Origin of the sequence: Brevundimonas sp., from assembly GCF_036400995.1 — a bacterium.
Taxonomy (GTDB): Bacteria; Pseudomonadota; Alphaproteobacteria; order Caulobacterales; family Caulobacteraceae; genus Brevundimonas.
In genome coordinates this window covers 1-17,117 of sequence record NZ_DASWWG010000031.1, presented here as the reverse complement: position 1 = coordinate 17,117, position 17,117 = coordinate 1, and the positions used below count along the sequence as shown (strand labels likewise).

General features: G+C 69.6%; 16 protein-coding genes. 11 read left to right on the top strand and 5 right to left on the bottom strand.

Annotated features, from left to right (window positions below; genetic code table 11):
- The coding region (locus VGE03_RS04100; RefSeq protein ID WP_331045194.1) for an SPFH domain-containing protein at positions 1–951 on the bottom strand (951 nt) is incomplete at its 3' end.
- Positions 952–1,046: 95 nt separating this feature from the next.
- On the bottom strand, positions 1,047–1,460 hold the full coding sequence (locus VGE03_RS04095; protein WP_331045193.1) for an NUDIX hydrolase: 414 nt from the start codon (positions 1,458–1,460) through the stop codon (positions 1,047–1,049).
- A 55-nt stretch (positions 1,461–1,515) separates the two neighbouring features.
- On the opposite strand from VGE03_RS04095, the gene VGE03_RS04090 reads away from it, so the two are divergent.
- The 4 genes from VGE03_RS04090 (at position 1,516) to VGE03_RS04075 (ending at position 4,654) form a co-directional block, all read left to right on the top strand.
- The gene (locus tag VGE03_RS04090; RefSeq protein ID WP_331045192.1) at positions 1,516–2,922 is read left to right on the top strand and encodes an FAD-binding oxidoreductase; all 1,407 of its coding nucleotides are present in this window, start codon (positions 1,516–1,518) and stop codon (positions 2,920–2,922) included.
- A 173-nt stretch (positions 2,923–3,095) separates the two neighbouring features.
- On the top strand, positions 3,096–3,344 hold the full coding sequence (locus VGE03_RS04085) for a hypothetical protein (protein ID WP_331045191.1): 249 nt from the start codon (positions 3,096–3,098) through the stop codon (positions 3,342–3,344).
- 87 nt (positions 3,345–3,431) lie between these two features.
- The gene (fabD, locus tag VGE03_RS04080; RefSeq protein ID WP_331045190.1) at positions 3,432–4,376 is read left to right on the top strand and encodes an ACP S-malonyltransferase; all 945 of its coding nucleotides are present in this window, start codon (positions 3,432–3,434) and stop codon (positions 4,374–4,376) included.
- Positions 4,373–4,654: a hypothetical protein gene (locus VGE03_RS04075; RefSeq protein ID WP_331045189.1), complete on the top strand. Its 282-nt coding sequence runs from the start codon at positions 4,373–4,375 to the stop codon at positions 4,652–4,654. Before fabD ends, VGE03_RS04075 begins: the two co-directional genes overlap by 4 nt.
- On the opposite strand, the gene VGE03_RS04070 is transcribed toward VGE03_RS04075, so the two are convergent.
- Positions 4,651–5,943, bottom strand: a complete 1,293-nt coding sequence (locus VGE03_RS04070) for a serine hydrolase domain-containing protein (protein WP_331045188.1) — start codon at positions 5,941–5,943, stop codon at positions 4,651–4,653. The genes VGE03_RS04075 and VGE03_RS04070 overlap by 4 nt on opposite strands.
- A gap of 70 nt (positions 5,944–6,013) precedes the next feature.
- Between VGE03_RS04070 and fabG the strand changes: the two genes are divergently transcribed.
- Positions 6,014–6,754, top strand: coding sequence for a 3-oxoacyl-[acyl-carrier-protein] reductase (gene fabG, locus VGE03_RS04065; protein WP_331045187.1), 741 nt, complete (start codon positions 6,014–6,016; stop codon positions 6,752–6,754).
- A gap of 99 nt (positions 6,755–6,853) precedes the next feature.
- Here the strand turns inward: fabG and VGE03_RS04060 are convergent, their stop codons facing one another.
- Both VGE03_RS04060 and VGE03_RS04055 read right to left on the bottom strand, forming a co-directional pair.
- On the bottom strand, positions 6,854–7,237 hold the full coding sequence (locus VGE03_RS04060; protein WP_414644883.1) for an endonuclease domain-containing protein: 384 nt from the start codon (positions 7,235–7,237) through the stop codon (positions 6,854–6,856).
- A gap of 187 nt (positions 7,238–7,424) precedes the next feature.
- Positions 7,425–8,630 (bottom strand): pyridoxal phosphate-dependent aminotransferase, encoded by a 1,206-nt coding sequence (locus tag VGE03_RS04055; protein WP_331045185.1) that lies wholly within the window; start codon positions 8,628–8,630, stop codon positions 7,425–7,427.
- A gap of 156 nt (positions 8,631–8,786) precedes the next feature.
- Here VGE03_RS04055 and VGE03_RS04050 point away from each other — a divergent pair, with 156 nt between their 5' ends.
- From VGE03_RS04050 to mreC, 6 genes are all read left to right on the top strand, one after another.
- The gene (locus VGE03_RS04050; RefSeq protein ID WP_331045184.1) at positions 8,787–11,228 is read left to right on the top strand and encodes a GH92 family glycosyl hydrolase; all 2,442 of its coding nucleotides are present in this window, start codon (positions 8,787–8,789) and stop codon (positions 11,226–11,228) included.
- Between the two features lie 57 nt (positions 11,229–11,285).
- Positions 11,286–12,308 carry a ligase-associated DNA damage response exonuclease gene (locus VGE03_RS04045; RefSeq protein ID WP_331045183.1) on the top strand — a complete coding sequence of 341 codons (1,023 nt, stop codon included), beginning with the start codon at positions 11,286–11,288 and terminating at the stop codon, positions 12,306–12,308.
- Positions 12,308–13,921: a cisplatin damage response ATP-dependent DNA ligase gene (locus VGE03_RS04040; protein WP_331045182.1), complete on the top strand. Its 1,614-nt coding sequence runs from the start codon at positions 12,308–12,310 to the stop codon at positions 13,919–13,921. The genes VGE03_RS04045 and VGE03_RS04040 overlap by 1 nt, the downstream gene beginning before the upstream one ends.
- Before the next feature lie 51 nt (positions 13,922–13,972).
- Positions 13,973–14,695 carry a TVP38/TMEM64 family protein gene (locus VGE03_RS04035; RefSeq protein WP_331045181.1) on the top strand — a complete coding sequence of 241 codons (723 nt, stop codon included), beginning with the start codon at positions 13,973–13,975 and terminating at the stop codon, positions 14,693–14,695.
- A gap of 265 nt (positions 14,696–14,960) precedes the next feature.
- Positions 14,961–16,001 carry a rod shape-determining protein gene (locus VGE03_RS04030; RefSeq protein WP_092310269.1) on the top strand — a complete coding sequence of 347 codons (1,041 nt, stop codon included), beginning with the start codon at positions 14,961–14,963 and terminating at the stop codon, positions 15,999–16,001.
- Between the two features lie 138 nt (positions 16,002–16,139).
- On the top strand, positions 16,140–17,117 hold a 978-nt coding region (gene mreC / locus VGE03_RS04025), incomplete at its 3' end, for a rod shape-determining protein MreC (RefSeq protein ID WP_331045180.1).

Sequence of the window (17,117 nt, the reverse complement as noted above, 5' to 3'; positions counted from 1 at the left end):
CGGCGCGGCGGGCGGAGTCGGGCGCGGGGCCGAACCCTGCTGGTCCTGCGCCAGACCGACCAGTTGGCCGATGCCGGCGATGGTGCCGACCAGGGCGCCCATCTCGGACGGCACGATGACCGTCTTCTGCTGCGGGCTGCGCGCCAGCTCGGCGAAGGCCTCGACGTACTTCTGGGCGACGAAGTAGTTGATCGCGTTCACGTCGCCGCGGGCGATGGCCTCGGACACCATGGCGGTGGCGCGGGCCTCGGCCTCGGCTTCGCGTTCGCGGGCCTCGGCGTCGCGGAAGGCGGCCTCACGGCGGCCTTCGGCCTCCAGAATGGCCGACTGCTTGGCGCCCTCGGCGCGGGCGATGGCGGCTTGTTTCTCACCGTCCGCCTCGGTGATGACGGCGCGACGCTCGCGCTCGGCCTTCATCTGGCGGGCCATGGCGTTGGTGATGTCGGCCGGGGGCGACAGGTCCTTGATCTCGATGCGGTTGGCCTTCACGCCCCACGGTTCAGTGGCGGCGTCGATGACCTGCAGCAGGCGGGTGTTGATCGAGTCGCGCTGCGACAGCACCTCGTCCAGCTCCATCGAGCCGACGACGGTCCGCAGGTTGGTCATGCAGAGCTGGGCGATGGCATAGGGCAGATCGTCCACGCGATAGGCGGCGCGGGCGGCGTCCATGACCTGGATGAAGACGATGCCGTCGACCTTCACCATGGCGTTGTCCTTGGTGATGACTTCCTGGGTCGGGACGTCCAGCACCTGCTCCATCATGTTCATGCGGCGGCCGACGCGCTCGACGAACGGCGTCAGGATGCTGATGCCCGGGGACAGGGTGCGGGTGTATTTGCCGAAGCGTTCCACAGTGAATTCACGCCCTTGCGGCACGATCTTCACCACGCTGAACAACAGGACGAAGGCCAGCACGACCAGCGCCACGAAGAAGAGAATAGAAAAGTCCATCAAAGCCTCCCAATTCCCGTCAGGGTATCAGGCCGGGGGGCGCGCGCCACCGAAACCGGACCGGCGGTTGATGACAACCCCGTAATCTTCACCGTTCAGGGGCGTTTGGCGGCGGCCAGTGCGATGATCCGCCGCGTCTCGGACCAGTCGATCAGGGCCTCGACCTGATCCAGCGGCACGAAGCGGGCCTCCAGCGCGTCGTCGCCTGCCACGGGCTCGCCGGACAGCCATTCGGCGGCGTAGTCGATCAGGACATAGTGCCGGTTCGCCTCCGGGAAGACGCCGTCCACGACATCCAGCAGACCGGTGATGCGGGCGGTGACGCCGGTCTCCTCCATCAGTTCGCGCAAGGCGGCGTCGACCGCGCGTTCGCCCGGCTCGATCCGCCCGCCCGGCAGGCTCCACTCGCCCATGCGCGGCGGCTTGCCGCGACGGATCAGCAATACCTCATCGCCGCGGAGGCAGACGACGCCGACGGCGGGAACGGGGAGGGCGGGCGAACCGGACATGGAAAGACCGTAGCTTGGCTCTTTCGCTCCGCCCACGACTTTGAGAGAACAGGCCATGACCTCCCCGTCGCCTGAAGCTCTCGCCGCCCTCAAGGCCGCCGCCGGTACTGGCGGTTGGACCGATGATCCGTCCGATATCGCGCCGTGGCTGACGGAGTGGCGGAACCGGTGGAAGGGGAACACGCCCCTGATGCTGACGCCGCGCTCGACCGAGGAGGTGGCGAAGCTGGTGACCATCTGCGCGCAGCACCGGGTGGCCATCGTCCCGCAGGGCGGGGACACCGGTCTGGTCGGCGGGCAGATCCCGTTCGGAGAGGTGCTGCTGTCGACGCGCAAGCTGCGGGCGGTGCGCGATGTGACGCCGCTGGATGACGCCATGACGGTCGAGGCGGGGGTGACGTTGCTGGAGGCGCAGCAGGCGGCGGAGGCGGCCGGACGGCGTTTCCCGCTGAGCCTCGCGGCCGAGGGGACGGCGACCATCGGCGGGGTCATCTCGACCAATGCGGGCGGCACCCAGGTGGTGCGCTACGGCATGATGCGCGACCTGGTGCTGGGTCTCGAGGCGGTGATGCCGAACGGGGAGATCTTCCACGGGCTGAAGCGGCTGCGGAAGGACAACACCGGCTATGACCTGAAGCAGCTGCTGATCGGCGCCGAGGGGACGCTGGGGGTGGTGACGGCGGCGACGCTGAAGCTGTTCCCGATCATGCGCTCGCGGGCGACGGCCATGGTGGGGCTGGAAACGGCGCATGCCGCCATCGAGCTGCTGGCGCGGGCCAAGGAAGAGACGGGCGGGGGCGTCGAGGCCTTCGAGCTGATGAAGCGGATCGGCATGGAATTCGCCCTGAAGCACATCCCGGACACGCGCGAGCCTCTGGAGAGCACGCCGCCCTGGTATGTGCTGATCGAGCTGGTGTCGGGCGAGCCGGGGGCGGCGGACGCGGCGCTGGAACGGCTGCTGGGCGACGCCTTCGAGGCCGGGCTGATCATCGACGCCGCCATCGCCCAGAACGACGCCCAGCGCGCGGCCTTCTGGAAGGTGCGCGAGGAGCAGTCGGCGGCCCAGAAGCCCGAGGGCGGCGGCTGGAAGCATGACGTCTCCGTGCCCGTGTCGCGCATCGCCGACTTCCTGGACGAGGCTTCGGCGGCGGTGGAGAAGTTCGAGCCGGGCGCGCGGATCAGCGCCTTCGGCCACGTCGGCGACGGCAACATGCATTACGACATCCTGTGTCCGCCGGGCGTGGATCACGCCGCCTTCATCGGGCGGTGGATGGAGGGCTCGGAGGTCGTGCACGACGTGGTGGCCCGCTACAACGGCTCCATCTCGGCCGAGCACGGGCTGGGGCGGCTGAAGACCGAGGAGGCGCGGCGCTACAAGAGCCCGCTGGAGGTCGCGACCATGCAGGCGGTGAGGGCGGCGATCGACCCGCTGCGGATCATGAATCCGGCGGTGCTGTTCTAGGGCATGTTCGTGTTCCGGCTCGTTGCGATGCGCCGCCCGGGATGACAAGAGCCAGGCCGGAAAGTTTCGCATGACGCCGGTTCGATCATCCTTGTGGATACAGAACAAAAGTGGAACATTTAACCTTGTGACTCACGGACCGATCCGGCTAGCGTCGGGGACCGGGAGGAATCATGGCCGAATCTCAAATGGATGCGTCGCGCGGGCGGATGATCGTGCGTTGTCTGTCGCCGGGCTGCGTGCATGTGGCCCTGCTGGACGCCCGCACCCTGTTCGGCTCGACCCGCGACTGGCCCGCGGCCGGGACCTCGCAACGGTTCCGCTGCGTCTGCGGCGGGCGGGAGAGCAAGGTCAGCTACGCCGCGGGCGGCACGCCGGTCGAGGCCGAGCCGACCCCGGACGCCATCCACCTCTGGGCCTGATCGGGCGGGCCAGCCCGCGTTCCGCTTGCCCCTGCGTCACGCCCGGCCTATCGCTGCGGCCTTGATTCACGGCTTCGGAGCCCCCTCATGACCCTCGCTCTCCTGTTCCCCGGCCAAGGCAGCCAGTCGGTCGGCATGGGCGCGGCGCTGGCCGACGCCTTCGCCTCGGCCCGTGACGTCTTCGCCGAGGTGGACGAGGCGCTGGGCCAGAAGCTGTCCGTGCTGATGCGCGAAGGGCCCGAGGACCAGCTGACCCTGACCGAGAACGCCCAGCCGGCCCTGATGGCCGTCTCGGCCGCCGCCGCCCGCGTGCTGAAGGTCGAGTTCGGCGTCGGCGTGGACCGCGCCGCCTTCGTGGCCGGTCACTCGCTGGGCGAATATTCGGCCCTGTGCGCCGCCGGTTCGATCTCGCTGGCCGACACCGCCCGCCTGCTGAAGTTGCGCGGTCAGGCGATGCAGCGCGCCGTGCCGGTGGGCAAGGGCGCCATGGCCTCGCTGATCGGTCCGAAGACCGACCTGGCGCTGGCGGAAGAGGCCGCCAAGGCCGGTTCGGAAGTCGGCGTCTGCGTGGTCGCCAATGACAACAACGCCGGCAACATCGTCATCTCGGGCGAGAAGGCGGCCGTGGACCGCGCCATTGAGAAGGCCAAGGAGCTGGGCGCGCGGGCGATCCCGCTGAACGTCTCGGCGCCCTTCCACTGTCCGCTGATGCAGCCGGCCGCCGACGAGATGGCCGCCGCCCTGGCGAGCGCGACGATCGTCGCCCCCGTCGTGCCGGTGGTCGCCAACGTCCTGGCCCGCCCGGAGAGCGATCCGGAAGTCATCCGCCGCCTGCTGGTCGAACAGGTCACCGATCGCGTCCGCTGGCGCGAGTCGATGGAGTGGATGGCGGGCGAGGGCGGCGTGACCCGCTTCGCCGAGATCGGCTCGGGCAAGGTCCTGACCGGCATGGCCAAGCGCATCGCGCCGGACGCCGAAAGCCTGTCGCTGAACACGCCGGAAGAACTGGAAGCGTTCGCCAAGTCGCTGTGACGAAGGCGCGGGCGCTCTTCTGGCTGACGGTCGCGGGCTGGGTCGCTCTGGCGATCCTGCCCGTGGTCTATGCCGGGGTGACGCTGATTCTGTCGGCCCCCGGGCTGGTGCACGGCCTCAATCTGTTGAGCGCGCTCACGGCGCTGGCGATGCTGGCCGCCGTCGGCGCCGGGGGTTACCGCTACTGGCGCGGCGACGCGCGCGAGGCGTGGATCCTGCTCGGCCTGTCGTGGGCGCCGCTGATGCTGACCCTGCTGTGGGGCGTGTTCGGGGCCTAGCCGGCCCGCGTGATCCCCAGATCGGCGTCGAGCGCCGGGCGCAGCTCCGACAGGATGTCGACCGCGCGATAGGGCATGGCCTGGATCATCATCGTGGCGGCGAAGCGCTGTTCCGGGTCGATCCAGCCCTGCGTGCCCGCCGCGCCGCTCCAGCCGAACTCGCCCTGACGACGGTGGCCCGGGCGGGCGACCCAGCCGCCGAAGCCGTAGCCGCCGCCTTCCGCCGTCAGGTCGGCGGGCAGGATGTCGGAGCGGATCAGGCGGGCAGTCTCGGGCTTCATCACCCGGACGCGTCCCGCGCGGCCGTCGTTGAGCAGCATGGACAGGAAATCGAGGTAGTCGCGGGTCGAGGAGATCAGCCCGCCGCCGCCGGAATACAGGGTCACGGCCTGCGAATAGGCCTCCGCGGACAGGCCGGGCGGGACGGTCGGCGGGTTGGTCCCGCTGCGGCCGAAGGCATAGACCTGCATCAGCCGGGCGGCGTCGCCGTCGCGCAGGCGGAAGACGGTGTCGCCCATGCCGACCGGATTGAAGATCCGGCGTTGCAGGAAGTCCGGGAAGGCCATGCCCGACACGCGCTGGATCACAAGGCCCAGCACATCCAGCGAGACGCTGTAGCTGTAGGTCGTCCCCGGCTCGGCGATCAGGGGGATATCGGCCAGTTTGGCGACCATCTCGTCCAGGTCGCGCACCTGCGGTGCGTCGCCGCGCGGCTCGGCCGGGGTAATCCCGGCCTCGCGATAGGCCCGGGGGATGGGGCCGTTCCCCATGATGGAATAGCTGAAGCCGGCCGTGTGGGTCAGCAGGTGGCGGACCAGCATCGGATTGCGCGCGGGACGGGCGGCGAGGCTCTCTGACGGGTTGGTCGCGACCTTGATGTCGGCGAACTCGGGGATGATATCGGCGACCGGCGTGTCGAGCGTCAGCCTGCCGTCCTCGATCAGCAGGGCGGCGGCCGTCCCCGTGATCGGCTTGGTCATGGAGAAGATGCGGAACAGGCTGTCCGGCGTGACCCGGTCGTAGATGTTGAAGTCCAGGGTGCCCGCCTGCAGGAAGATGTCCTGCCCCTCCGGCGTGCGCACGCCGACGGAGACGCCCGGCAGCTTCCGCTCGATGACGAAGCGGTTCAGCACCGTCTGGGTGCGCGGCAGGCGGTCCAGACCGCGAATCGCCGGAGCGTCCGATCCGCCGCCGAAGGGCAGGGAAACGGTCCCGCAGCCGCTCAATCCTAGGGCGCCCGCGCCGAGAAGCAGGCTGCGGCGGCTGGCGATGAGGCGGTTTCCGTCCATCGGGCGTTCCTTCTGGAGATATGACGCGGGCTCGGTTAGACCCCTCCCACGAAATGGCGGAGCTATCAAAATGTTCAACCTGACTGGCAAGACGGCGCTCGTGACCGGCGCGACCGGCGGCATCGGCGGCGCGGTGGCCCGCGCCCTGCACGCACAAGGCGCGACGGTGGTGCTGTCCGGCACCCGCGAGGCGGTGCTTCAGGACCTGGCGAAGGAACTGGGCGAGCGGGCGTTCGCCGCCGCCGCCAACCTGTCGGACGCGGAATCGGTCGACGGCCTGATCGGTCGCGCCGAAGAGGCCGCCGGCGCCCCGCTGGACATCCTGGTCGCCAACGCCGGCATCACCAGGGACGGCCTGCTGATGCGGATGAAGGACGAGGACTTCGAGCAGGTCATCAAGGTCAACCTCGAGAGCTATTTCCGCCTGTCGCGCGCCGCGATGAAGGGGATGATGAAGCGCCGCTCGGGCCGCATCATCGGCGTGACCTCGGTGGTCGGCGTCACCGGCAACCCCGGCCAGACCAACTACGCGGCGTCGAAGGCCGGCATGATCGGCTTCTCGAAGTCGCTGGCCCAGGAAGTCGGCTCGCGCGGCATCACCGTGAACTGCATCGCGCCGGGCTTCATCGCCTCGCCGATGACCGACGTGCTGAACGACGCCCAGCGCGAAACCATCCTGCGCAACATCCCGGCGGGCCGTCTGGGCACCGGCGACGAGATCGCCGCGGCGGCGGTGTATCTGTCGTCGGACGAGGCGGCTTACGTGACGGGCCAGACCCTGCACGTGAACGGCGGCATGGCGATGATCTGACGGGCCGGGCGGGTAGGCTGACGCCGGCGCCGCCCCCTCCGTCTCGCTGCGTTTTCGCAGCGCGCCACCTCCCCACTGCGTGGAGAGGTGAACTGAGCCTCACCTCTCCACCGAAGGTGGGGAGGGGGACCGCCCGGGCGGCTTAGCCCGGGTGGTGGAGGGGGCGGCGCCGATGTCGGCGATCCGTTCGCGAACCACGCGAGCGATGAAGCCGAGTACGCCGTCCAGCTCATCCCGAACATCGTGCGCTGCGATCCGCATCACACGAATGCCCTGCGCGGCCAGCCAGCGGGTTCGCCGGCGGTCGCGGGCGATCTGATCCGGATGTTCATGACCGCGTCCGTCCACCTCGATCGCCAGTCGCGCGGCGGCGCAATAGAAGTCGAGGATGTAGGGGCCGCACGGATGCTGGCGGCGGAATTTGAAGCCCTGCAAGCGATGAGCGCGGACGCGTGTCCAGAGTCGCGCTTCGGGCGGCGTCATGGGGCGTCTCAGGCGTTTGGCGAACGCGTATGTGGCGAGTTCATCCATGCTCGGAAAAGTTGCATGGATTTGGGCGGTGCGCAACTGGCTAAGGCCTGCGCCGCCCTCTCCTGATCGTCGCTGGCGCGCCGATCTGTCCTCTCCATCGCCTTGGCGGGCGATGGAGAGGTGAGCTTAGGCTCGATCTCTAGCGGAGGCTGGCCGCGAAGCGCTGGATTCGCGCGCAGGCATCTTCCAGCACCGACTCCGACGTCGCGTAGCTGATGCGGAAGTAGGGCGAGAGGCCGAAGGCCTCGCCCTGCACGACCGCGACGCCCTCGGCGTTCAGCAGTTCGGCGGCGAAGGTTCCGTCGCTGTCGATGACCACGCCGCCCTCCGTCGTCTTGCCGATCAGGCCGGCGATGGACGGATAGACATAGAAGGCGCCTTCCGGGGTGGCGCAGGTGACGCCCGCCGTCTGGTTCAGCATCGAGACCACCAGGTCGCGGCGCTTCTCGAAGGCCGCCTTGCGCTCGGGGATGAAGTCCTGCGGGCCGTTCAGGGCCTCGACCGCAGCCCACTGGCTGATGCTGGTGGGGTTGGAGGTGGTCTGGCTGGCCACCTTGCGCATCAGGTCGATCAGCGGCTTGGGGCCGCCCGCATACCCGATGCGCCAGCCGGTCATGGCGTAGGCCTTGCTGACGCCGTTCACGGTCAGGGTGCGGTCATAGAGGTCCGGGGCGACCTGGGCGATGGTGGTGTATTCGAAGTCGCCGTAGACGAGGTGCTCGTACATGTCGTCGGTCAGCACCCAGACCTGCGGGTGACGACGCAGTACGGCCGCGATCTCTTCCAGCTCGGCGCGGGTGTAGGCGGCGCCGGTCGGGTTCGACGGGCTGTTGAGGATCAGCCACTTGGTCTTGGGCGTGATGGCGGCTTCCAGCACCTCCGGACGCAGCTTGAAGCCGTCCTTCTCCTCGCCGACCACGGTGACCGGCTCGCCGCCGGCCAGCAGGACCATGTCCGGGTAGGACACCCAGTAGGGGGCGGGGACGATGACCTCGTCGCCTGGGTTCAGGGTGGCGACCAGGGCGTTGAAGATGACCGGCTTGCCGCCCGGGGCGACGTGAATCTGGGCCGTCGAATAGTCGAGGCCGTTCTCGCGCTTGAACTTGGCCGAGATGGCGGCCTTCAGCTGCGGCATGCCGTCGGCGTCGGTGTACTTCGTCTCGCCGCGCGTGATGGCGTCGATGGCGGCCTGCTTGATGTTCTCGGGCGTGTCGAAGTCGGGCTCGCCGGCGCCCAGGCCGATCACGTCGCGACCCTCGGCTTTCAGCTGTCGGGCCTGGGCGGTCACCGCGAGGGTGGCCGACGGCTTGACGCGGGCAAGGGCGGAGGACTGCAGGCTGGACATGGCGACTCCCGTGGAACGGCGGCCCTCATTACGCAGTTGCGAAGGGTGGATCAAATGACGAGACGCTACGGTTCCTTGCTTTCAACGAGGACGGTTCCCAGCCGCACCGCCTCCGCCTAGAAACGGATCAACAAATCAGGCTTCGGGGAGGAAGCGATGGGGTGGCGGAACGCGGTCCGGTTCGGACGGGCGGTGGCGGCGGCCGTGGCGCTGTTGGCGGCGGCGCAGCCGGCGATGGCGGCGGACGCGGGAGACGCGCGGACCCTGCCGCAGACCGTCAACACCTTCATCGGCACGCGGGACGAGGGGAACACCTTCCCCGGCGCCTCGGCGCCGTTCGGCCTGATCCAGGTCAGCCCCATCGGCTCTCACTATGCGGGCTACCGTTATGACGACGAGACCATCCGGGGCTTCGGGCGGTCCTTCATCTCCGGCGCGGGCTGCTGGGAACAGGGCGGGCAGGTGTCGGTGCTGCCGGTCATCGGCTCCATCGCCCCGGGCGGCGACTTCGACACGACCAAGGCCGCCAGCTTCGATCACAAGGCCTATGCCGCGCGCTACACCCACGAGGGCGAGGTGGGGCAGGCGGGCTACTATCGCGTTCGGCTGACCGACTACGGCGGCATCGACGTGGAGGCCACGGCCCTGACCCGGGCGGCGGCCGAGCGCTACACCTTCGCGTCGGGGCAGGCGCAGGGTCACGTCCTGATCAACGTCAGCCAGGCCAATGACCGCCATCGGGTCATCGGCAGCCAGATCCGCGTCGTCGGCGACCGCGCGGTCGAGGGCAAGGTGACGACGATGAGCTTCTGCGGCGGTCACCAGTACTCGACCTGGTTCCGCATCGAGTTCGACCGGCCCTTCACCGGCTTTGGCGTCTGGGGACAGGCGGGCGGGACTCCCGGCGCGCGCTTCAGCATGGAGAGCGAGCACGATCCCCGAAACGGCGCCTGGGTGACCTTCGATCTGGCCGGCGGCCAGGCGGTGACGGCGGTCAGCGCCATCTCGCACGTCGATCAGGCGGGCGCGCAAGGCAATCTGGACGCCGAGGGCAAGCGCGACGGTCAACTGTTGAGCTTCGACGCGATGCGCGCGCAGGCGGAGGCTGAATGGGCCCGCGAACTGGGCTCGGTGCGGGTGAAGGGCGGCAGCGCGGATGACCGCGCCGTCTTCTATACGGCCCTGTACCACGCCCTGCTGCAGCCCATGACCGGCAGCGACGCCGACGGGCGCTATCGCGGTTATGACGACGAGATCCATGTCGCCGACGGCTGGACCTATCACGAGTATTTTTCGCTGTGGGACACCTACCGGTCCCAGAACCAGCTGCTGGCCATCCTGAAGCCGGACCGCGCGCGCGACATCGCCCGGTCGGTGCTGGCCATCGACGAGCAGGGCGGCTGGCTGCCGCGTTGGGGCTACGCCAGCTTCGAGACCAATGTGATGACCGGTGATCCGGTCACGCCCTTCCTGGTCGACCTGTGGCGCTTCGGGGCGCTGGAGGGGCGGGAGCAGCAGGCCTGGGCCGCCCTGCGCCGCAACGCGTCCGGCAATCCGCCGCTGAACTCGCGCCATGACGGCCGGGCGGGCAACCCGCACTACCTGTCCGACGGCTATATCCAGTTCGACCGGGCGCATCCGTCCAAGGGGATGGACTCGGACCCGCACCACGCCGGGTCGGCGACGATGGAATACTCCTTGGGCGACTGCGCCCTGTCGATCATGGGCGAGGCGCTGGGTCAGACGACGGAGGCGGCCGTCCTGCGCCGCCGGGGTGGGGCCTGGCGCAATGTCTGGGATGCGGGCGTCCGCGATCCGGAGAGCGACTTCACCGGCTTCCCGCGTCCGCGCATGGAGGACGGCGAGTGGTTCACGCCCCCGGCGGGCGCCTATGACCCGACTTCCCACTACGGCTTCCATGAGGGCACGGCCTGGCAGTACCAATGGCTGGTCCCGCAGGACGTGGCGGGCCTGACCGAGGCCATGGGGGGCAAGGACCGGACGCTGGCCCGGCTCGATCGCTTCTTCGCATTCGACAGGATCGCCGCCGATCCGATGAGCGCCCGCGCCGAGTGGGTGGCCGGGCCCTACGCCTACTACGGCCAGCACCGGTACAATCCGAACAACGAGCCGACCATGCACACGCCGTGGATCTACACCCTGCTGGGCCGGCCGGACCGGACGGCGGCGGTGGTCCGCGCGGCCCAGACCCTGTTCACCAATGCGCCCAACGGCGTGACCGGCAACGACGATCTGGGGACCATGTCGGCCTGGTATCTGTTCGGGGCGGTCGGCCTTTATCCGGGCATGCCGGGGACAGGGCAGATGCTGGTCGGGACACCGCGCTTCGAACAGGTCGAGATCGATCTGGGCGAGGGCCGCACCCTCCGCATCAACGCGCCCGGCGCGACCGGCGAGCGGGTGCAGTATGTCTCGGGCGCCCGCTGGAACGGTCAGGCCTTCGACCGGGTCTGGCTGGACTGGGATCAGCTGAAGGCCGGCGGCCGTATCAACCTGCGCCTGACGGACCGGGTCGACCGGGCGGACTGGGGGCAGGGCGCGGGCGCAACGCCGCCGGACGTGTGCCGGGCAGGGTGACGGGACACCTTTTCGGCTTGCCGCGTTTCCGATGACCGCCTTTGCTGTCGGAGACGCATGAGCCCGAGCCGGATGATCACGCCTGAAGCCGTGCTGCGGCCCACGCCGCAGGGACTCTGGTGCCCGGACGGTGGGTTCTTCATCGACCCGCCCGGCCCGGTGGATCGCGCCGTCATCACCCATGGGCATGCCGACCACGCCCGCGCCGGGCACGGATCGGTGCTGGCCACGCCCGAGACGCTGGCCATCATGGGCGAGCGCTATGGACAGGACTTCGCCGGGTCGACGCAGGCCCTAGCCTATGGCGAGCGGCTGGCGGTCGGCGGGGTGGAGGTGTCGCTGGCCCCGGCGGGGCATGTGCTGGGCTCGGCGCAAGCGACGGTGCGGCAGGGCGGCCTGACCATCACCGCCTCGGGCGACTACAAGCGGCGGCGCGACCCGACCTGTGCGGCCTTCGAGCCGGTGCCCAGCGACGTCTTCATCACCGAGGCCACCTTCGGCCTGCCGGTCTTCCGCCATCCGCCGGACAGCCACGAGATCGGTCGGCTGCTGCGCTCGGTGGTCCAGTTTCCCGACCGGGCCCATCTGGTCGGGGCCTATGCGCTGGGCAAGGCGCAGCGCGTGATCCGACTGCTGCGCGAGGCGGGCTATGACGAGACCATCTACGTCCACGGCGCGCTGGAGCGGCTGAACCGGCTCTATGAGCATTTCGGCGTCGACCTGGGGCCGCTGGCGCCGGCGACGGGGTCGAAGGCGGATTTCGCCGGGCGGATCGTCGTCGCGCCGCCCTCGGCCATCGCGGATCGCTGGAGCCGACGGTTCCCCGACCCGGTGACGGCTTTCGCCTCGGGCTGGATGAGCGTGCGGGCGCGGGCCCGTCAGCGGGGCGTGGAGCTGCCGCTGGTGCTGTCGGATCACGCCGACTGGGACGAACTGACCGCCACCCTGACCGAGCTGTCGCCGGGGGAGACCTGGATCACCCACGGGCGGGACGACGCCCTGAGACGCTGGGCCGAGCTGAACGGGCTGAAGGCGCGGGCCCTGCATCTGGTGGGCTATGAGGATGAGGACGACGACTGATGCGCGCCTTCGCCGCCCTGCTGGACCGGCTGTCGCTGACGTCGTCCCGGAACGCCAAGCTGAAACTGATCCGGGACCATCTGGCCGAGGCGCCCGACCCGGACCGCGGCTGGGCGCTGGCGGCCCTGACCGGGGCGCTGTCGTTCAATGCGGCCAAGCCGGCGATGATCCGGGCGGCGGTGGAGGCGAGGGTCGATCCGGAGCTGTTCCGCCTGTCCTATGACTATGTCGGCGATCTGGCCGAGACGGCGGCCCTGATCTGGCCCGCCCGACACGGCGCCAACCGCGAGCCCGAGCTGTCCGAGGTGATCGACGCCCTGCGCGAGGCGAAGCGCGGCGCGGTGCAGGGGCTGCTGGAGGGCTGGCTGGATGCGTTGGACGCCGACGGGCGCTGGGCCCTGCTGAAGCTGGTGACCGGCGGCCTGCGCGTCGGGGTGTCGGCGCGGCTGGCCTGGCAGGCGGCGGCGGACTTCGGCGGGGTCGAGGTGGCCGATATCCAGGAGGTCTGGCACGCCCAGAGTCCGCCTTACGCCGATCTGCTGGCCTGGCTGGACGGGAAGGCAGAGCGACCGTCAGCCGAGGCGCACGGGCGGTTCCGGCCGGTCATGCTGGCCCAGCCGATCGACGAGGCCGTGGACTTCGCCCGGCTGGCCCCCGCCGCCTACGCCGCCGAGTGGAAATGGGACGGCATCCGGGTGCAGGCGGTCAGCGAGGGCGGGGTGAAGCGGCTGTACAGCCGGACCGGCGAGGATGTGTCGCCGGCCTTCCCTGACGTGCTGGCCGCGCTGGACTATGAAGGGGTGATCGACGGGGAGTTGCTGGTGCTGCGCGAGGGCAGGGTCGGGGCCTTCGGCGACCTGCAGCAGCGGCTGAACCGCAAGGTGGCCGATCCGAAGCTGATGGCGGCGCATCCGGCGGGCATTCGCGCCTATGACCTGCTGGCGGCCGGCGGCGAGGACTTGCGCGGCCTGCCGTTCGTCGAGCGTCGGGCCCGGCTGGAGCGGTTCGTGGCCACGGCCGGATCGGACCGGCTGGACCTGTCACCGCTGGTCCCGTTCGAGAGCTGGGAGGCGCTGGCGGCGGTCCGGGCCGATCCGCCGGAGGGCGACGCGATGGCCGCCGAGGGGTTGATGCTCAAACGGCTGGACAGCGTCTATGAGGCCGGCCGGCCCAAGGGGCCTTGGTTCAAGTGGAAGCGCGATCCGCACCTGATCGACGCGGTGCTGATGTACGCGCAGCGCGGACACGGGAAGCGATCCAGCTTCTATTCCGACTTCACCTTCGGCGTCTGGACGGAGGGCGCGGACGGGGTTCCCGCGCTGACGCCCGTCGGAAAGGCCTATTTCGGCTTCACCGACGAGGAGCTGAAGCAACTGGACAAGTTCGTGCGCGACAACACCATCGAACGGTTCGGGCCGGTGCGGTCGGTCAAGGCGGGCAGGGACTTCGGCCTTGTTCTGGAGATCGCGTTCGAGGGGCTGCAGCGGTCGAAGCGGCACAAGTCCGGGGTGGCCATGCGCTTCCCCCGCATCAACCGCATCCGCTGGGACAAACCCGCCGCCGAGGCCGACGAATTGCCGACGCTGGAGCGGATGCTGGATCAGGGCGCTTGAACGGGCAGGGGGTGTCCGTGCAAATGACCTGACCTGAGCCGGAACAGACCCTTGCGCCGCATCCTCGATTTCATCCTCAACATGGAGGCCCGCCGCTGGAAGGCGGCGCTGGCGACCGTGCTGCTGCTGGGCGCGACGCTCGGACTGCTGGCGCTTGGCAAGACGCAGCTGGGACTGGCCACCGAGGCCAAGCTGGAGGCCTGGCTGCAGGGCTACGCCGGCAGCCCCTGGGCCTTCGCGGCGACCATCGTGCTGTTCACCCTGTCGGCCTTCATCGGCGCGCCGCAGTTCATCCTGATCGCGGCCTGCGTTGTGGCCTTCGGCCCCAGCCTGGGCTTCGCCTACAGCTGGGTGGCGACGGTGGTGTCGGCCGGGGTGACCTACTGGCTGGGGCGCGGCCCGACCGCGCGGCTGATCGACCGGATGGACAGCCGTACGCTGGACCGGCTCAAGCGGTTCGTCGGGCGCAACGCCTTCTACGCCAGCTTCATGATCCGCAACGTGCCGTCGGCGCCCTTCATCGTGGTCAACATGGCCTTCGGAGCGACGCGGGCGAATTTCTGGACCTATCTGGCCGGGTGCGCGCTGGGCGTGCTGCCCAAGACCGCGCTGGTCGCCTTCTTCGGCGGCGCGGTGGTGTCGGCGGTCAGCGGCGACGGGGTCTGGACCTCGCTGATCCTGGCGGCGGTGGCGGTGGTCTGGCTGGGCTTGATGCTGGCCGTGCGCGAGTTCGTGAAGCGGCGCGAGAAGGCCGCCGGAGCTGCCGTCGACTGACGTTCGCCCACGTCGCGGGCGAGCGAACGCCGGGTGGCGGAACGTCTGGCTGACACTATCGTGAACAGCCTGTCCCCGTTCCGGGACCACGCAACGTTGACGGGGCTTGTAATCGCCCGCGCACACGGGCAAACGGGCCAACGGTCGGTCAGGCGAAGACGATCAGGAGACGGCGCGTATGGGGATGCGCGCGGTCAGGGCGTCGCCGGTACGGATCAAGTCAGACGCACGCCCTCAAGGCCCGAAAGAACGGTATCCCAGGCCCATGTTCTCCCACGTTTTCGGCGCGATCTCGAACGATATCGCCATTGATCTCGGCACCGCCAACACCCTGATCTACATGAAGGGCAAGGGCATCGTCCTGAACGAGCCCTCGGTCGTGGCGCTGCGGAATGTCGGTGGACGGAAGATCGTTCACGCCGTGGGCATCGAGGCCAAGCAGATGCTGGGCCGGACCCCCGGTCACATGGAAGCCATCCGCCCGATGCGCGACGGCGTCATCGCCGACTTCGAAGTCGCCGAAGAGATGATCAAGCACTTCATCCGCAAGGTTCACAACCGCAAGGGCTTCGTGAACCCGAAGGTGATCGTGTGCGTGCCGTCGGGCGCCACCGCCGTCGAGCGCCGCGCCATCAACGACTCCTGCCTGAACGCCTCGGCCCGCCGCGTCGGCCTGATCGACGAGCCGATGGCCGCCGCGATCGGCGCCGGCCTGCCGATTCACGAGCCGACCGGTTCGATGGTCGTCGACATCGGCGGCGGCACCACCGAGGTGGCCGTGCTGTCGCTGTCGGGCATCGTCTATTCGCGCTCGGTGCGCGTCGGCGGCGACAAGATGGACGAGGCGATCATCTCGTACATGCGCCGCAACCATAACCTGCTGATCGGCGAGACCACCGCCGAGCGCATCAAGAAGGACATCGGCACCGCCCGCATCCCGGCCGACGGCGAAGGCCTGTCGATCGATGTGAAGGGCCGCGACCTGATGCAGGGCGTGCCGCGCGAGGTCCGCATCTCGGAGCGCCAGGCCGCCGAAGCCTTGGCCGAGCCGGTCTCGCAGATCGTGGAAGCCGTGAAGGTGGCCCTGGAAGCCACCCCGCCGGAGCTGGCCGCGGACATCGCCGACAAGGGCATCATGCTGACCGGCGGCGGCGCGCTGCTGCGCGGTCTGGACGCTGAAATCCGCGATCACACCGGCCTGCCGGTCTCGGTCGCCGACGATCCGCTGTCGTGCGTGGCCATCGGCTGCGGCCGCGTGCTGGAGCACCCGCGCTGGATGAAGGGCGTGCTGGACTCGGCCCTGTAAGGGCCGGTTCCGGAAAACGCCTCAAATCCCTGTCATGACAGGGATATCACCGGTTCCCATCTGGCCCGGATTTTGCGATAGGCTCGGCGTATCGGCGGGGGCGTCCCACCGATTCTCCTATTCTGAGGAAGGCGCGCCGTGGCGTTTCGCGACGGACCGTTCGAGAACATCAAGGTTCCGCTGGTCTGGACGGCCGCGGTGGCCGCGGCCGCGTGCATCGCCGGCGCCGTCGTCCTGCTGATCACCGACGCCCGGGCCCAGAGCTCGCCGTACCAGCCGGCCCGCGCCGGGGTGGAGACGGTGGCCGGTCCGGTCGGGGGCGTCTTCGCCGCCCCGGTCCGCTGGTTCGGCCACGTCAGCGACTACATCGGCGGCTATTTCTTCGCCGTCTCCGAGAACCGCCGGCTGAAGCAGGAACTGGCTGAACTTCAGCCCTGGCGCGACCAGGCCATCGCCCTGAAGAACGTCAATGCGCGCTACGAGGCCATGCTGGGCATCCGGCCCGAGCCGGACGTGCGCATGGTCACCGCCCGCTCGGTGCTGGACTCCCGCGGCCCCTTCTCGAACGCCCGCCTGCTGGACACCGGCGCGTCGCAGGGCGTGAAGGTCGGCAATCCGGTCATCAACGAGCACGGTCTGGTCGGCCGGATCGTCGGCACTTCGGGCAACGTCAGCCGCATGCTGCTGCTGACCGACGTCGCCAGCCGCACGCCAGTGCTGATCGATCGCACGGACGCCCGCGCCATCCTGACCGGCGACGGTTCGGGCAATCCGCGCCTTGAGTTCGTGCGTGGTGTCGGCTCGGTGCAGCCGGGCGACCGCATCCTGACCTCGGGCGACGGCGGCGGCTTCCCGCGCGGCGTGCCGATCGGCGTCGCCGCCAAGGGGATCGACGGGTCCTGGCGGGTCAAGCTGTTCAGCGACCGCGGGGCGATCGACTACGTCCGCATCATGCTGTTCGAGGACTTCGGCCAGCTGATCGGCGCCAATGACCTGAACGCGCCGCCGTTGGCGGCCCTCGACACCCTGCCGGAAGCGACCGGCGCCCAGGCCTCGGCCATCGCCGACGCCGCCGCCCGCCGGGACGCCGCGGCCCAGGCCCAGGCCGAACGGGTG

Coding starts and splice junctions, on each gene's coding strand:
- VGE03_RS04045 (WP_331045183.1), top strand. CDS start 11,286: ATGAGCCCGAGCCGGATGATCACGCCTGAAGCCGTGCTGCGGCCCACG.
- VGE03_RS04040 (WP_331045182.1), top strand. CDS start 12,308: ATGCGCGCCTTCGCCGCCCTGCTGGACCGGCTGTCGCTGACGTCGTCC.
- fabD (WP_331045190.1), top strand. CDS start 3,432: ATGACCCTCGCTCTCCTGTTCCCCGGCCAAGGCAGCCAGTCGGTCGGC.
- VGE03_RS04030 (WP_092310269.1), top strand. CDS start 14,961: ATGTTCTCCCACGTTTTCGGCGCGATCTCGAACGATATCGCCATTGAT.
- VGE03_RS04050 (WP_331045184.1), top strand. CDS start 8,787: ATGGGGTGGCGGAACGCGGTCCGGTTCGGACGGGCGGTGGCGGCGGCC.
- VGE03_RS04090 (WP_331045192.1), top strand. CDS start 1,516: ATGACCTCCCCGTCGCCTGAAGCTCTCGCCGCCCTCAAGGCCGCCGCC.
- VGE03_RS04095 (WP_331045193.1), bottom strand. CDS start 1,460: ATGTCCGGTTCGCCCGCCCTCCCCGTTCCCGCCGTCGGCGTCGTCTGC.
- fabG (WP_331045187.1), top strand. CDS start 6,014: ATGTTCAACCTGACTGGCAAGACGGCGCTCGTGACCGGCGCGACCGGC.
- VGE03_RS04085 (WP_331045191.1), top strand. CDS start 3,096: ATGGCCGAATCTCAAATGGATGCGTCGCGCGGGCGGATGATCGTGCGT.
- VGE03_RS04070 (WP_331045188.1), bottom strand. CDS start 5,943: ATGGACGGAAACCGCCTCATCGCCAGCCGCCGCAGCCTGCTTCTCGGC.
- VGE03_RS04055 (WP_331045185.1), bottom strand. CDS start 8,630: ATGTCCAGCCTGCAGTCCTCCGCCCTTGCCCGCGTCAAGCCGTCGGCC.
- VGE03_RS04060 (WP_414644883.1), bottom strand. CDS start 7,237: ATGACGCCGCCCGAAGCGCGACTCTGGACACGCGTCCGCGCTCATCGC.